Raw genomic sequence first — 14,368 nt, 5'->3', positions numbered from 1 at the left:
ATGCAGCGATATTTCTTATCACAAGGTGCTTTTGCCTCTGACAAGGTCATCTTGCCTGAGGATGTCGTCCATCATATCGGTACCGTTCTCCGTCAAGGACCAGGATACGAGATGGTCTTACTCGATGGAACGGGGATGGAATATGCCTGTGTCGTCGAGTCGCTCGAGAAAAAGAGCGGTGTCGCGACCATTCAATCGAAACGGCGTGCGACGACCGAATTGCCGGTTGAAGTGACGCTCGCCTATGCCTTGCCAAAAGGGGATAAAATCGAGCTCGTGGCACAAAAAGCGACAGAGCTTGGTGTCCATCACTTGCTCGTGTTCGAGTCGAATCGCTCGGTCGCGAAATGGGACGGGAAGAAAGCGTCCAAAAAAGTGGAACGTCTTCAGAAAATCATGCAGGAAGCGGCAGAGCAATCGTATCGCGCGGTTGTGCCTTCCTGTGAGTATGTCACAGCGAAACAGGTGAAAGCGCAGTTTCCGCAATACGATGCGGTCATCTTAGCGTATGAAGAAACGGCGAAAGAAGGGGAACGCTCTTCCTTCGCGAACACATTGAAAGAACTCCGGTCTGGAGCACGTCTATTGGTCATGGTTGGACCTGAGGGGGGCTTCGACGAAAGTGAAGTGTCGGAATGGATCGGCTCGGGAGCGGTCCCGTGTGCTTTTGGTCCGCGTATTTTACGGTCGGAGACGGCACCCCTCTATGCCCTGGCTGCCATTTCATACGCATTCGAATTAGCCTGAATGAAGACTTGCTTGTCAATTTGACGAGCGGGTCTTTTTTTGTGTTCAAAAACTTCAGACAAAAGGGTTGAGCTTTTCGGTAAAAGCTGATATCCTCTGAACTACAGATAATTCATATAAAACATATCAACATTGTCGGAATTAAAACGAGGTGAATCGATGGGACTTCAATTTTTAGACGTCTTTAAAGAATGGGCGAAAGAGTATGACGCGGCCGTTTACGGAAAAGACCCGCAGTATGAAGAGGTGTTCAAAGGGTATGACGAGATGCTGGATGAGGTCGTATCGAAGTTGACGGGTGTCGTCATGGAATTTGGTGTCGGAACAGGAAACTTGAGTTCGAGAATCCAAGCGAGTCATCCGTTGATTGCCATCGAACCGTCGCCTGAAATGCGTGAGGTCGCTGAGCGGAAGCTCGGCCTGCAGGTGCAACATGGAGATTTTTTAAATTTTCCAACCGATCAGTCAGTCGACACCATTGTGTCCAGTTACGCATTCCATCACTTGACGGATGAAGAGAAACGAGAGGCGATTGAACGCTACGCAACCGCGTTCGATACACCACGCTTTGTGTTGCTCGACACGATGTTCGAATCAAGTGAGGCGCGTCAGCAAATCATCGACTGGGCATCCGCTCGAGGTTATGGTGATTTAGTTGAAGATTTGAACCGTGAGTTTTATCCATGGACACAAACAATCCGTTCTATGCTGGAAGCGAACGGATACCGGGTAGACATGACGCAAAAAAATAAATTCGTATGGCTCGTCGTCGCGACGAAACAATAGGAGGAATTGATCATGAAAACATATAACGTAGAAAGCTTTAACTTGGATCACACAAAAGTACAGGCACCGTTTGTCCGTTTGGCTGGTGTGAAAGAAGGAACGGCAGATACGATCTATAAATATGACATCCGCTTCATTCAACCGAATGAAGGACTCATGCCGATGCGTGCGGTTCACTCGCTCGAACATTTGATTGCCGAGAACAGCCGCAACCATTCAGATGACATCGTCGACATTTCACCGATGGGATGCCAGACCGGATTTTACTGGACGATGTTGAACGATGGGGACTATGAACGGATGCTCGATATCGTCGAGGCGACGTTACGTGACGCGATGAACGCAGAAGAACTCCCGGCACAAAATCCGGTCCAATGCGGAAATGCGAATCATCATGATTTCGAAGGGGCAAAAAAATTGGCGGCGGACATGCTCGCAAAACGTGACGAGTGGCACATCGTATTCAAGGACGAAGCGTGACATGATCGTCCGTGACGTCTATGCGCTAATTGGAGATACACCGCTCATCGAATTACGGACACTTCCCGTTCCAAACGGCGTGAAAGTGTACGGCAAGATGGAGATGATGAATCCCGGAGGCAGCGTCAAGGACCGCCTTGGTCTAAAGTTGATCGAACAGGCCATCGAGCGGGGGCAACTCGAACGTGGCGGGACAGTCATCGAACCGACAGCCGGGAATACGGGAATTGGACTCGCTCTCGCGTGTCAGCGCTACGGTGTGAGGCTGATCACCGTGACACCGGAAAAATTCAGTCAAGAGAAGCAGGCACTCATGTCCTTGCTCGGCGCGACGGTCGTGAACACGCCGACCGAGCTCGGGATGAAAGGGGCCATCGCCCACGCCAAAGAACTGGCGAAGCATGAAGGGGCATATGTGCCGGAACAGTTCTCCAATCCGGATAACCCAGCAACTTATGTCGATACATTGGCGCAAGAACTGCTGGATGACCTGTCGCAAATCGATTTATTTGTCGCTGGGGCAGGATCGGGCGGGACGTTCGCAGGTGTTGCGCAAACCTTGAAACCGCTCGGAACGAAGACGGTCATCGTCGAACCGGTTGGATCGATTTTAAATGGTGGTGAGCCGGGACCACATAAGACAGAAGGAATCGGTGTTGAAAAATGGCCGCCGTTTCTTGAAAGGTCCTATGTGGATGCGATTCACACGATTACAGACGATGAGGCGTTTTATTACGTGGCACATCTGGCGAAACAGGAAGGGCTGCTCATTGGCAGTTCTTCCGGGGCGGCGATTGCGGCTTGTGTGAAAGAAGCAAATCAAATGACGGAAGGCACGATTGTGACCATCTTACCGGATAGCGCGGAAAGATATTTAAGTCAAGGAATTGTCAAGGAGGCAGAACATGCGTACAAAGACAGCACTCATTCACGGTGGTAAAACGACGGACCCGTTGACAGGAGCCGTCACACCACCGATTTATCAAACGAGTACTTATAAACAGGACGGGATCGGGAAGTTACGGGAAGGGTATGAATATTCCCGCTCGGCAAACCCGACCCGCACAGCACTCGAGACGCTCATTGCGGACATCGAGGGCGGAGCACGAGGATTTGCGTTCGGCTCCGGGATGGCGGCCGTTTCTACCGTACTCATGCTATTGAAATCTGGAGACCACGTCATTGTCGGGTCTGATGTATATGGAGGAACGTACCGTGTATTCAATCGAGTATTTCAATCACGAGGCCTGGAGGCGACTTTTGTCGATACGTCGGACGAGCAGGCTGTTCGAGACGCCATTCAAGCGAACACGAAAATGATTTATGTGGAAACGCCGACGAATCCGCTTTTAAACGTCACGGACTTACGTGCCATGCGTGCGGTGGCCGATGAGGCAAATGTACTTCTCGTCGTCGATAATACGTTCATGACGCCTTACTTCCAAAATCCGATCGAGCTCGGCGCAGACTACGTGCTCCATAGTGCGACGAAATATCTTGGGGGTCACAGTGATGTCGTGGCGGGTCTCGTCGTCGCACGGACGGAAGAGTTAGGCGAGGACCTGGCTTTCCTACAAAACTCGGTAGGAGCGGTGCTTGGACCTCAGGACAGTTTCTTAGTCGTGCGTGGCATCAAAACACTTGCTGTACGAATGGAAGCGATTGAAGCGAACGCCTTGGCGATCGTAAAAACGCTTCAGTCGAACCCGGCAGTTTCACGGATCCTCCACCCGAGTGTCGCAGCTGAATCCGCGAAACAGGTCCATCTGTCGCAAGCACGCGGCTTTGGCGGAATGATTGCCTTTGACGTCGGTTCTGCCGAGGCGGCAGAGCAGGTCGTGGCAAGCACGAAATACTTTACACTGGCAGAAAGTTTAGGTGCGGTCGAAAGCTTGATCAGCGTACCGGCACGCATGACGCATGCGTCGATTCCGGCTGAACGACGTCAGGAGCTCGGGATTACGGATGGACTCGTACGAATCTCTGTCGGTCTGGAAGATGTCGAGGACTTGATTGAGGATTTGGAGAGTGCGCTCGCGGTAGTCGATTCGATTAAACTGTAAGAAACAAAAAGGCGCTACGGCGTCTTTTTTTCATGTAGGAACAAAAGTCTTGTATGGGTGTGCTTCATCGACTAAACTATTTCTATCTTGAAAGAGAGCGGGTGAACAGTTGAATAAAGGGGTTTGGACAACGGTCGGGGCGTATGTGATGTGGGGAGTCCTCCCGATCTATTGGAAGTTTCTACAAGAGGTCCCGAGCGGACAAATTTTAGCACATCGAATTATCTGGTCGTTTTTATTCATTCTGCTCGTATTGAAATGGACGAATCAGTGGGTCGAATTCAAATATGCGATGCGACATCGTGCGACACGCAACGCGTTCATGTTGAACGGGTTCATCGTCAGTTCGAACTGGTTCGTCTACATTTGGGCGGTCAATCACGGATATATCATCGAGGCATCACTCGGTTACTACATCAACCCCCTCATGAGTATGGTGTTAGGGGTTGTCGTATTTCGGGAATCATTAAACCGAGTCCAATGGACGGCTGTCGGGATCGCCACGCTCGGTGTGCTTGTCCTGACGTTTGGTTACGGGGCATTCCCATGGATTTCATTCGTATTGGCAGGTACGTTCGGGTTTTATAGTCTGGTGAAGAAGCGACGCCCCCTTGCCTCAACGGTCAGTCTTGGCATCGAGACGTTGGCTGTCGTTCCGCTTGCCCTTGTGTTTCTTGGGGTCGAGGCGTCGAGCGGCGAGATGGTCCTGACCACGTCGCCGATCATGTGGCTTGCACTCTTTGGTACGGGTGTGATCACGGCGCTTCCGCTACTATTGTTCGGTTACGGGGCGCAGCATATCCCGTTCACGCTCGTTGGTTTTTTACAGTTCATCGCACCGAGTCTTAGTCTTGCAATCGGAGTCCTGTTGTACGCTGAACCGTTCACATCGTATCACGTCTTCGCGTTTACGTGTATTTGGCTCGCGATTCTCTTCTTTAGCTGGAATAGTTGGGTCATTGCACGAAAACGTCGTCAATTTGTCTAATCTGAAAGCTGTTACAATTCGAAAAAACATGATAATATGTTAGATGTCAGACTTATATGTCAGAGGAGGAAATAGATTATGGAATTAGCACGTTACATTGATCACACAGCATTAAAGGCTGAAACAACGAAAGACCAAATCACAAAACTTTGTGAAGAAGCACTTGAGTACAAATTCGCGAGCGTATGTGTCAACCCGACATGGGTGAAGTATGCAGCTGAACAACTCAAATCAGATGACGACGTCAAGGTATGTACGGTCATCGGCTTCCCGCTTGGAGCGAACACACCTGAAGTGAAAGCGTTCGAAACAAAAGACGCGATTGCAAACGGTGCAGACGAAGTCGACATGGTCATCAACATCGCAGCACTTAAAGACGGCGACTACGACCTCGTAGAGCGTGACATCCGTGCGGTTGTCGAAGCGGCAAACGGTACACTCGTCAAAGTGATCTTCGAGACATGCATGCTCACGAAAGAAGAAATTAAAAAAGCAGCTGAGCTTTCAGTGAAAGCAGGAGCAGACTTCGTCAAAACATCGACTGGCTTCTCAACTGGCGGCGCAACAGTCGAAGACATTCGCCTCATGCGCGAAACAGTCGGACCTGACCTCGGCGTAAAAGCTTCAGGTGGCGTTCGTGACTTCGAAGGTGCGAAAGCGATGATCGACGCTGGTGCGACACGCATCGGTGCTTCAGCTGGTATCGCCATCGTCACTGGCGGCCGTTCAGACAGCGACTATTAATAAGTGGTTGACCACACGACTTAATTTCACTATAATATGATATGACGTGTGAAACACGTTTCCTTAGTCGTGTAATTCGGAGGGAGGGAAAACTAGTGGAAACTCGTGTCCGTAAAAACGAATCGCTTGAAGACGCTCTTCGTCGTTTCAAACGCGGTGTTTCGAAAGATGGCACACTTGCCGAAGTTCGTAAACGTCGTCACTACGAAAAGCCAAGCGTAAAACGTAAATTGAAATCAGAAGCTGCGCGTAAGCGTAAGAAATTCTGATTCCAGTTTCATTTGTAGAGAGGGTGTTGGCTCATGAGTCTTCAAGAACGCTTGACGGACGACATGAAGCAAGCCATGCGCGCTAAACAGAAAGATCGTCTCACGACGATCCGGATGGTGAAAGCGTCGCTCCAAAATGAGGCTATCAAACTAGGTCGGCAAGATCTTACTGAGGAAGAGGAACTCACGGTGCTCAACCGAGAGATGAAACAGCGCAGAGACTCCCTCCGAGAATTCGAAAGCGCTGGTCGTGAAGACCTTGCTTCCAAAGTAGCAGAAGAGATTGTCGTACTAGAGGCCTATATGCCTGAACAACTTTCAGAAGATGAAGTGACTGCAATCGTCCAAGCGGCAATCGCTCAAACGAATGCGTCCGCTCCATCTGATATGGGTAAGGTGATGGGCGTCGTCATGCCACAAGTCAAAGGCAAGGCAGACGGTGGTCTTGTGAACCGAATTGTCAAACAACAATTGACGAATTAATGAAGAAGCAGGAACTTTTGGGAAACCGAAAGTTTCTGCTTTTTTTGCGTATTGTGAAACCACATTCCAGCTTGTTTCGTATACACTAGAGATAAGAGATCACGTTGAACTCGAAAGGGGGTAACAGAACGATGACATTTAGTCTCGGAGTGATTCTGACGGTATTTATCGTCGGAGCCGTTTTATTAGGGATTGAAGTTTTCGTCGCAGGTTTTGGGATATTTGGAGTGCTTGGAATCGGAGCGGTCGTCGCGAGCTTGATCATGGCAGGGGCGACACTCGGTCACATTTGGTTGTCGGTCGGATTAGCGACAGCAATCATCGGTGGGTTAGGATTTTGGGCCTATCGTCGTCTAAGCACGAACCGTCCGCTTCTTTACAAAGGATTGATTTTGACCGATGCGACCTCCACGGAAAAAGGTTATTTGTCACATGAAGACCGGAAACAGTTGCTAGGTAAAGTAGGTGTCACTTTGACTCCACTACGCCCGGCCGGGACGGTTGAAATCGACGGCGAACGACTCGACGTCGTGACAGAAGGCGGTTATCTCGATCAAAACACAAAAGTTCAGGTATATAAAGTCGATTCAGGACGTATCGTCGTGCGTAGCTTTATAGAGCCGAAGGAGGATGTAACAGAATGACACCAGAGATTTTGACCACTTTACTCATCGCGGGTGGGAGTTTAATCGTACTCGCTGTATTTTTCACATTTGTACCTGTCGGATTATGGATCAGTTCGTTTGCAGCGGGCGTACACGTCTCGATTTTCACATTGATCGGAATGCGTCTGCGTCGCGTTGTGCCTTCAAAAATTGTCAACCCGCTCATCAAGGCGGTAAAGGCTGGCCTTGGATTGAACACAAACCAGCTCGAAAGTCACTTCTTAGCAGGTGGGAATGTCGACCGGGTCGTCAACGCGTTGATTGCGGCTCACCGTGCGAACATCGAATTGACATTTGAACGAGCAGCGGCCATCGATTTAGCAGGACGTAACGTATTGGAAGCAGTGCAAATGTCGGTTAACCCGAAAGTCATTGAAACGCCGTTTATCGCAGGTGTGGCGATGGACGGGATTGAAGTGAAGGCGAAAGCACGAATTACCGTGCGTGCCAACATCGACCGCCTCGTCGGGGGTGCCGGAGAAGAAACGATTATCGCCCGTGTCGGCGAAGGTGTCGTCTCGACGATCGGTTCTCAAAACAACCATAAACATGTCCTTGAAAATCCTGATTTGATTTCACGTACCGTACTCACAAAAGGATTGGATTCAGGTACGGCATTTGAGATTCTGTCGATTGATATTGCCGACATCGATATCGGTAAAAACATCGGGGCCGTTCTTCAAACCGACCAGGCGGAAGCAGACAAGAAGATTGCCCAGGCGAAGGCGGAAGAACGCCGTGCGATGGCGATCGCCCGCGAGCAAGAGATGAAGTCTTCTGTCGAAGAGATGCGTGCCAAAGTCGTCAGTGCCGAGGCGGAAGTACCGCTCGCAATGGCGGAAGCGCTCCGTCAAGGAAAACTCGGCGTCATGGATTACGTGAATTACTTGAACGTCCAAGCGGACACGCAAATGCGTAAAGCAATCGGACAGCCAGTCGAACCAGATAGCGAGTGATGGATATGGATGGATTATGGGTACTACTCCTTGCCGCCTTCGGGATTGCTTCTGCGGTCATGAAGCGGCTTGAAAAATCCTCCTCTTCAAAAGACCGCCCCCAAAGTAGTGAATTGAAACGCTACCTGGACTCGGTCGGTGATGTGATGAAGGAGATTGAGCATGCATTTGATGAGGATACCGGTTCAGAAAAACCGGCACCTCCTCAAAAGGTGAGACGACGCGTCGCCAGGTCGGAAGACCGGGGAACAGAATCGCCCCGGCCTCGGGCAGTGGAGACGCCGAAGGTCAGTGCTCATTTCGAACAAACCGTCAAAATCCCTCCGATGCGTGAGGAGACGGTTACGAAAACTCCAAAATTGTCGAAGAAGCAAATGCGCGAAGCGGTCATTTGGAGTGAAATCCTGCAACCGCCGATCTCAAAGCGTAAACGATAGACAGCAGGCAGTGACGTCAAGTCACTGCCTTTTTGAATGGGAAATTGGTCACTCATTCTTTCACGAATGGGATGATAGTGCTAAAGTAAAAGAGGAACATCCTAATTTCAGGAGGGGGCAAAACATCCATTGATTATGACTGATAAAATTCCATTTGTGATGGAACATGCGAATGAAGCGCAAGCGCTATTGGGACCGAAAGACGAAGTGTTCCAAGCGATTGAAACGGAGTTGAAAGTGGCACTCATCCCACGCGGGGAAGAGTTGATTATTCAGGCGGATTCGACTGAGACGCTAGAATTGGCGAAACAAGTCGTCACCACGTTACAAAAACTCGTCAAAAAGGGCGCACGGCTAAACGAAAGTGATGCCATCAGCGTCATTCAACATATTCAAGTCGGAAAAGGCGATGAATTGCTGGAACACTACGAGCGAGTCGTCTTTACGACAAATAAAGGAAAACCGATTCGTGCGAAGACGGTCGGGCAAAGTCGTTACGTCCGTGCGATCGAACGGCGTGACCTCGTCTTTGGCATCGGACCGGCTGGGACCGGTAAAACATACTTAGCCGTCGTATTAGCAGCGCGTGCGTTAAAAGAGGGACAAGTGAAGCGGATCATCCTGACCCGACCGGCTGTCGAGGCCGGTGAAAATCTCGGTTTCTTACCGGGGGACTTGAAGGAAAAAGTCGACCCGTACTTACGACCGCTATATGACGCCTTGTTTGATGTCTATGGAGTCGAACAGACAAACCGCTTGTTAGAGCGTGGCACAATCGAGGTCGCACCGCTCGCTTACATGCGGGGGCGGACATTGGAAGATGCGTTCGTTATTTTAGATGAAGCGCAAAATACGACAAAAGAACAAATGAAGATGTTTTTGACACGCCTCGGATTTGGTTCGAAGATGGTCGTCACAGGGGATTTGACACAAGTCGATTTACCGAAAGGGAAGGCGTCAGGATTGCAGGAAGCGCTCCGTCTGCTTGAAGGGGTCGACGGCATTCACTTCGAACATTTCAGTGCATCCGACGTCGTCCGTCATCCGCTCGTCAAAAAAATCATCAATGCATATAGCACAGATATCACTTGATTTAGGGGATGGACGTTTGCATATGGGGCAACGTTCAACAAATCAACTCAAAAAGGGGGGGCACTGATGCAGCAAGCCAAAAATTGGACAGTAGCAACGATATCGCTCATATTCTTCCTCATCCTTGGGGCAATTCTATATTTCACGGTGCGCCCGTCGATCATTAGTGTGGAGCCGTTGGGGATCGCGGAACAGGATATCCGCTCTCCGATCACCGTCGAAGATCGTGTCGCGACCGAACGTTTGAAGCAGGACGTCGCGAACAGTGTCGGGAGTCAGTTTTCATTACGGCGTGAATTTGCAGACCAGCAGATCGCGAAAGTCGAGCAGCTCTTCGCCGCCTTTGAAAATACGGACGAAGAGACCGAACTTGCCGATATCAAGAGCAGGCTCAATTCGACTGAAGCCAGCGGTATGATCGCGGACGAGGAATTGAATTCACTGCTCGAGGCAAATTCGAATTCCCGGCAAACGGTAGAAGATGTGACCGTGACTGCCTTGCAAAAAGTGATGAACGCCCGGATTGAAACGAGTTCGGAATCGATCGCCGATGCACGAGATCGTGCAGCAACCATCATCGATCAATCACCGCTCTCTTTTGAATATCGTGCCATCGCGAAGACGTTGACCGATGAACTGATCGTTCCGAACTATGTGTTCGACTCGGAGGCGACGCGCCAAAAAGAACAGGAGGCCGTCGATGCGGTCGACCCGGTCATCATCCAAGAAGGGCAGTTGCTCGTCAGTCAAGGTGAGGTCGTGACGCGTGAGATTTACCGTAAATTAGAACTGTCGGGTGCGATTGACCCGAACCGTTCTTTGGCCCCGATGTTCGGGTCGTTCTTACTGAGCGGGTTGTTGACGGGCGGTTTTTTGTTCATGCTCATCCGTTCTAAAATCAAGGAACTGTTGCTCCGCCCTAAAATTTTACTGATCGTATATGGACTTTTATTATTACAAATGGGCATGTTTTTTGGGGTCGGGTATATCGGGATCGAGTACACGACTTACGCCTACATTTTGGCGCCGACCGCATTCGTCGTTTTACTGCTCCGTATATTGGTAGATGAGCGGGTCGCCCTCGCTTCTGCCTTGATTACGATGATTGCCGGCAGCATCGTGGTGACGTACGGTCAAAGTACGAGTTTCATGACGATTGTTTATGTCGCGACCGGCAGCTTCTTGGCCGTCTTTCTCGTAGAACCGAAGATTCAGCGGAAACGCCTTTTCGGCTCAGGGATCTTACTTGGAATCATCAACATCATCATGGTGCTCGCGTTATTGTTTTTACGAAACATACAAATTTCCTGGGAAATGGTCATGTATCTTTCAGGATTCGCCGTATTGAGCGCCTTGCTTTCCATCGTGCTCACATTTGGCTTCCTGCCATTCCTGGAACCTTGGTTCGGGGTCTTGTCCTCGAATCGACTCATTGAATTGATGAGTCCGACGCACCCGCTTTTGCGAAAACTCCTCATGGAGGCACCGGGTACATACCATCATAGTATGATGGTTGCCAATCTTGCGGAGTCCGCATGTGAGGCGATCGGTGCAGACGGTCTGCTTGCCCGTGTTGCCAGTTATTATCATGACCTTGGAAAGACGGAGCGGCCGTTGCATTTTATTGAGAATCAGCAAGGCGGAGGGAATCCGCACGATCGCTTGACGCCGGAAGAATCAGCCGATATCATCATGGCCCATCCGTACGATGGAGCCGATTTGCTTCGCCGTTACAAACTGCCGAAAGAAATCGTGGATATCGCGGAGCAGCATCACGGCACGTCTCTATTGAAATATTTTTATGTGAAGGCAAAAGAAGAAACCGAAAAAGAAGTACCCGAGTCCCGATTCCGTTATCCGGGACCGACACCTCAGACGCGGGAGGCTGCCGTGGTCATGATTGTCGACTCGATCGAAGCAGCTGTCCGCTCACAAAAGCAACCGACACCGGAGAAAATCCGTCAGCTCGTCAGCTCCATCATCCGTGACAAACTCGCAGACGGTCAATTCAAGGATTGTGACTTGACGACGAAAGAGATTTGGCAGGTCGGCGATAGTGCTTGTGAGACATTGACTGGGTTGTTCCATGAACGAATCGAATATCCAGAAATGAAGAAAGAAGGGGAATTACATGCAAATCATCTCGAACGATGAGCATGGGTTGTTGACTCAGGACCAGGTTGAGCTGGTCGAAGCGGTGCTGGCCCATGCGGCACAATTAGAAGACGTGGAGGAACCGAGTGAATTATCGGTGACGTTTTTAACGAATGAAGAAATCCACGACATTAACCGGGAATGGAGAGGCAAGGATGCGCCGACCGATGTGATTAGTTTCGCCTTCGACGAGATGGGTGAAGAGGAGATGGACTTCATGCTAGATGAAGACGAACCCCACCTCCTCGGTGACCTCGTCATCTCGGTAGAGCGTTGCCGGGAACAGGCGGCCGACTATGGTCACTCATTTGAACGTGAACTCGGCTTCTTGGCCATCCACGGATTCCTTCATTTATTAGGGTATGACCATATGACGCCTGAGGAAGAGGCGGTCATGACGGCACGGCAAGAGGAAGTGCTGGCTCACTTCGAGCTGAAACGAGGCGAAGTGTGAAACCGTTTTGGTGGGCGATGGAAGGTGTGATTCACGCGATTCGCACAGAACGCAATATGCGTGTCCATGTCATCGCGGCGTGTTTGGTGACGGTGTTCGCCTTCTGGCTCGAAACGTCGACGATGGAAAACTTGATCTTATTCGGGTGGGTCGTTGCCGTCTTCACGCTTGAACTGGTCAATACGGCGATTGAACGTACCGTCGATTTGGTGACGACTGAGATCAAACCGTTAGCGAAGCGAGCGAAGGATGTCGCGGCAGGTGCCGTGTTGGTGGCATCGATTGGAGCGGCAGTCACGGCAAGCGTGATCTTCGTCCCTCATCTCATCGCGGTATGGAACATGCTATAATAGGGGTTCTGAAATTTAGAAAGCAGGTGCATTATGTATCAGGAAGATTTTAAATCAGGTTTTGTATCGATTATCGGGCGTCCGAACGTCGGGAAATCAACATTTTTAAACCGGGTCATCGGGCAGAAAATTGCCATCATGTCAGACAAACCGCAAACGACTCGAAATAAAGTACAAGGTGTCTACACGGCAGATGATTCCCAAATCATCTTCATTGATACACCAGGGATTCATAAACCGAAGCATCGTCTTGGTGACTTCATGATGAAAGTGGCGACGAACGCGCTTCGTGAAGTCGACGCCATTCTGTTCATGGTCAACGTGACAGAGCCGCGTGGTGCGGGAGATGACTTCATTATCGAGAAACTCAAAGGACTGGATACACCCATCATCCTCGTCATGAACAAAATTGACTTGATTCATCCGGACGAGCTACCGAAAGTCATCGAGCAGTATACGAACGAGCTCGACTTTGCGGCGTATGTCCCAATCTCGGCTTTACAAGGAAACAACGTCGAGCCACTCCTTGGCGAAATTAAAAAGCTGTTGCCGGAAGGTCCGATGTACTATCCGGCAGACCAGGTGACCGACCACCCGGAACGGTTCATCATCTCGGAATTGATTCGCGAGAAAGTACTCCACAAAACACGTGATGAAGTCCCACACTCGATCGCCGTCGCCATCGAGTCAATCAAGAAACGTGAAAACTCGGAAATGATTGACGTCGAGGCCGTCATCATGGTCGAGCGTGACTCGCAAAAAGGAATCGTCATCGGTAAGAAAGGCGCAATGCTCCGTGAAATCGGAACGGAGGCCCGTCAAGACATCGAAGCGCTTCTCGGTACGAAAGTGTACTTGAATTTATGGGTGAAAGTTCAGAAAGACTGGCGAAACAAGATGGGCCAACTTCGCGATCTTGGCTTCCGTGACGACGAGTACTAAGCCATGCTTCAAAAAGTCACGGGAATCGTCATTCGTACTGTCAATTACGGGGAATCGAATAAGGTCGTGACGTTGTTTACAGAAGAGCTTGGGAAAGTAGCCGTCATGGCACGGGGTGCGAAGAAACCCGGCAGTCGCTTCCATGCCTCGAGCCAACCGTTCGTCGACGGGGTCTATATATTCCCCTCGAGCCGAGGACTCGCGCAATTGAAGTCATCCGACGTCATTACGTCTTATCCGGAAATCCGCAAAGATGTGGAACGGATGGCTTATGCGATGTATTGGCTCGAACTCGTCGACCGCGCTGTCGAGGATCGTGTCCCGAATCGTCCATTGTTCCGGATTTTAAGTGACGCGCTGCAAGCGCTGAATGCCGGGATGGACGCGGACATCATCACACATCACTTCGAGTTACGGATTTTACATCTCCTTGGGGTAGCGCCGGTATTGACCGGATGTGTTCGGTGCAATGATGTGAGTGACCCGATGTATTTCTCTGTCTCTTCAGGCGGGTTCCTTTGTGCACGTCACCAGGAAGAAGGGTCGCTCCGCCTCAGTGAACGGTTGGCAAAATTGCTCTACCTCATGAGCCGGCATGAACTTGCTGAATTCCGCACCGTGCCGCTCACGAAAGAATCCCGTCTCCTGCTTCGTCAGTTGTTCGATGCCTATATGGAATCGTATAGCGGGCTCCGGTTGAAAACGAAACGTGTACTCGATCAAATGATTCGTCTTGATTTGAACGAGGATTGACTTTT

General features: G+C 50.3%; 18 protein-coding genes. All 18 read left to right on the top strand.

Annotation, left to right across the window (positions count from 1 at the left end; all coding sequences use genetic code 11):
• The 18 genes from KNP03_RS02110 to recO all read left to right on the top strand — a co-directional run bounded on the left by KNP03_RS02110 (position 1) and on the right by recO (position 14,363).
• A complete protein-coding gene (locus KNP03_RS02110) occupies positions 1 to 747 on the top strand; it encodes a 16S rRNA (uracil(1498)-N(3))-methyltransferase (protein WP_214824522.1) in 747 nt (248 codons plus the stop codon).
• A 159-nt stretch (positions 748 to 906) separates the two neighbouring features.
• Positions 907 to 1,533 (top strand): class I SAM-dependent methyltransferase, encoded by a 627-nt coding sequence (locus KNP03_RS02105; RefSeq protein ID WP_214824519.1) that lies wholly within the window; start codon positions 907 to 909, stop codon positions 1,531 to 1,533.
• A gap of 12 nt (positions 1,534 to 1,545) precedes the next feature.
• Positions 1,546 to 2,013 (top strand): S-ribosylhomocysteine lyase, encoded by a 468-nt coding sequence (locus KNP03_RS02100; RefSeq protein ID WP_214824515.1) that lies wholly within the window; start codon positions 1,546 to 1,548, stop codon positions 2,011 to 2,013.
• 1 nt (position 2,014) lies between these two features.
• The gene (locus KNP03_RS02095; protein WP_214824510.1) at positions 2,015 to 2,953 is read left to right on the top strand and encodes a PLP-dependent cysteine synthase family protein; all 939 of its coding nucleotides are present in this window, start codon (positions 2,015 to 2,017) and stop codon (positions 2,951 to 2,953) included.
• The gene (locus KNP03_RS02090; protein WP_214824508.1) at positions 2,919 to 4,076 is read left to right on the top strand and encodes a bifunctional cystathionine gamma-lyase/homocysteine desulfhydrase; all 1,158 of its coding nucleotides are present in this window, start codon (positions 2,919 to 2,921) and stop codon (positions 4,074 to 4,076) included. Before KNP03_RS02095 ends, KNP03_RS02090 begins: the two co-directional genes overlap by 35 nt.
• A 109-nt stretch (positions 4,077 to 4,185) precedes the next feature.
• Positions 4,186 to 5,064, top strand: coding sequence for an EamA family transporter RarD (rarD, locus tag KNP03_RS02085; protein WP_214824505.1), 879 nt, complete (start codon positions 4,186 to 4,188; stop codon positions 5,062 to 5,064).
• A 78-nt stretch (positions 5,065 to 5,142) separates the two neighbouring features.
• A complete protein-coding gene (deoC, locus tag KNP03_RS02080; RefSeq protein ID WP_214824491.1) occupies positions 5,143 to 5,808 on the top strand; it encodes a deoxyribose-phosphate aldolase in 666 nt (221 codons plus the stop codon).
• Positions 5,809 to 5,882: 74 nt separating this feature from the next.
• Complete coding sequence (gene rpsU / locus KNP03_RS02075) at positions 5,883 to 6,077, top strand: 30S ribosomal protein S21 (RefSeq protein WP_029334745.1); 195 nt, start codon at positions 5,883 to 5,885, stop codon at positions 6,075 to 6,077.
• Between the two features lie 33 nt (positions 6,078 to 6,110).
• Positions 6,111 to 6,560, top strand: a complete 450-nt coding sequence (locus tag KNP03_RS02070; RefSeq protein ID WP_074033373.1) for a GatB/YqeY domain-containing protein — start codon at positions 6,111 to 6,113, stop codon at positions 6,558 to 6,560.
• Between the two features lie 131 nt (positions 6,561 to 6,691).
• Positions 6,692 to 7,204 carry an NfeD family protein gene (locus KNP03_RS02065; RefSeq protein WP_214824488.1) on the top strand — a complete coding sequence of 171 codons (513 nt, stop codon included), beginning with the start codon at positions 6,692 to 6,694 and terminating at the stop codon, positions 7,202 to 7,204.
• Positions 7,201 to 8,181 (top strand): flotillin-like protein FloA, encoded by a 981-nt coding sequence (gene floA / locus KNP03_RS02060; RefSeq protein ID WP_214824485.1) that lies wholly within the window; start codon positions 7,201 to 7,203, stop codon positions 8,179 to 8,181. The genes KNP03_RS02065 and floA overlap by 4 nt, the downstream gene beginning before the upstream one ends.
• Positions 8,182 to 8,186: 5 nt before the next feature.
• Positions 8,187 to 8,618 (top strand): hypothetical protein, encoded by a 432-nt coding sequence (locus KNP03_RS02055; RefSeq protein WP_214824482.1) that lies wholly within the window; start codon positions 8,187 to 8,189, stop codon positions 8,616 to 8,618.
• 135 nt (positions 8,619 to 8,753) lie between these two features.
• Positions 8,754 to 9,710: a PhoH family protein gene (locus KNP03_RS02050; protein ID WP_214826183.1), complete on the top strand. Its 957-nt coding sequence runs from the start codon at positions 8,754 to 8,756 to the stop codon at positions 9,708 to 9,710.
• 66 nt (positions 9,711 to 9,776) lie between these two features.
• On the top strand, positions 9,777 to 11,864 hold the full coding sequence (locus tag KNP03_RS02045; protein WP_214824479.1) for an HD family phosphohydrolase: 2,088 nt from the start codon (positions 9,777 to 9,779) through the stop codon (positions 11,862 to 11,864).
• Positions 11,842 to 12,318, top strand: coding sequence for an rRNA maturation RNase YbeY (gene ybeY, locus KNP03_RS02040; RefSeq protein ID WP_214824476.1), 477 nt, complete (start codon positions 11,842 to 11,844; stop codon positions 12,316 to 12,318). Before KNP03_RS02045 ends, ybeY begins: the two co-directional genes overlap by 23 nt.
• The gene (locus tag KNP03_RS02035) at positions 12,315 to 12,668 is read left to right on the top strand and encodes a diacylglycerol kinase family protein (protein ID WP_338082698.1); all 354 of its coding nucleotides are present in this window, start codon (positions 12,315 to 12,317) and stop codon (positions 12,666 to 12,668) included. Before ybeY ends, KNP03_RS02035 begins: the two co-directional genes overlap by 4 nt.
• 33 nt (positions 12,669 to 12,701) lie before the next feature.
• Complete coding sequence (gene era / locus KNP03_RS02030) at positions 12,702 to 13,610, top strand: GTPase Era (RefSeq protein WP_214824462.1); 909 nt, start codon at positions 12,702 to 12,704, stop codon at positions 13,608 to 13,610.
• A gap of 3 nt (positions 13,611 to 13,613) precedes the next feature.
• Complete coding sequence (recO, locus tag KNP03_RS02025; RefSeq protein WP_214824459.1) at positions 13,614 to 14,363, top strand: DNA repair protein RecO; 750 nt, start codon at positions 13,614 to 13,616, stop codon at positions 14,361 to 14,363.
• The last annotated feature ends 5 nt before the right edge of the window (positions 14,364 to 14,368 follow it).

This window comes from Exiguobacterium algae (assembly GCF_018617875.1).
GTDB classification, from domain to species: Bacteria; Bacillota; Bacilli; order Exiguobacteriales; family Exiguobacteriaceae; genus Exiguobacterium; species Exiguobacterium algae.
This window is presented reverse-complemented; position numbering and strand designations above follow the sequence as displayed.

Coding starts and splice junctions, on each gene's coding strand:
- KNP03_RS02110 (WP_214824522.1), top strand. CDS start 1: ATGCAGCGATATTTCTTATCACAAGGTGCTTTTGCCTCTGACAAGGTC.
- KNP03_RS02105 (WP_214824519.1), top strand. CDS start 907: ATGGGACTTCAATTTTTAGACGTCTTTAAAGAATGGGCGAAAGAGTAT.
- KNP03_RS02100 (WP_214824515.1), top strand. CDS start 1,546: ATGAAAACATATAACGTAGAAAGCTTTAACTTGGATCACACAAAAGTA.
- KNP03_RS02095 (WP_214824510.1), top strand. CDS start 2,015: ATGATCGTCCGTGACGTCTATGCGCTAATTGGAGATACACCGCTCATC.
- KNP03_RS02090 (WP_214824508.1), top strand. CDS start 2,919: ATGCGTACAAAGACAGCACTCATTCACGGTGGTAAAACGACGGACCCG.
- deoC (WP_214824491.1), top strand. CDS start 5,143: ATGGAATTAGCACGTTACATTGATCACACAGCATTAAAGGCTGAAACA.
- KNP03_RS02070 (WP_074033373.1), top strand. CDS start 6,111: ATGAGTCTTCAAGAACGCTTGACGGACGACATGAAGCAAGCCATGCGC.
- KNP03_RS02065 (WP_214824488.1), top strand. CDS start 6,692: ATGACATTTAGTCTCGGAGTGATTCTGACGGTATTTATCGTCGGAGCC.
- floA (WP_214824485.1), top strand. CDS start 7,201: ATGACACCAGAGATTTTGACCACTTTACTCATCGCGGGTGGGAGTTTA.
- KNP03_RS02055 (WP_214824482.1), top strand. CDS start 8,187: ATGGATGGATTATGGGTACTACTCCTTGCCGCCTTCGGGATTGCTTCT.
- KNP03_RS02050 (WP_214826183.1), top strand. CDS start 8,754: ATGACTGATAAAATTCCATTTGTGATGGAACATGCGAATGAAGCGCAA.
- KNP03_RS02045 (WP_214824479.1), top strand. CDS start 9,777: ATGCAGCAAGCCAAAAATTGGACAGTAGCAACGATATCGCTCATATTC.
- ybeY (WP_214824476.1), top strand. CDS start 11,842: ATGCAAATCATCTCGAACGATGAGCATGGGTTGTTGACTCAGGACCAG.
- era (WP_214824462.1), top strand. CDS start 12,702: ATGTATCAGGAAGATTTTAAATCAGGTTTTGTATCGATTATCGGGCGT.
- recO (WP_214824459.1), top strand. CDS start 13,614: ATGCTTCAAAAAGTCACGGGAATCGTCATTCGTACTGTCAATTACGGG.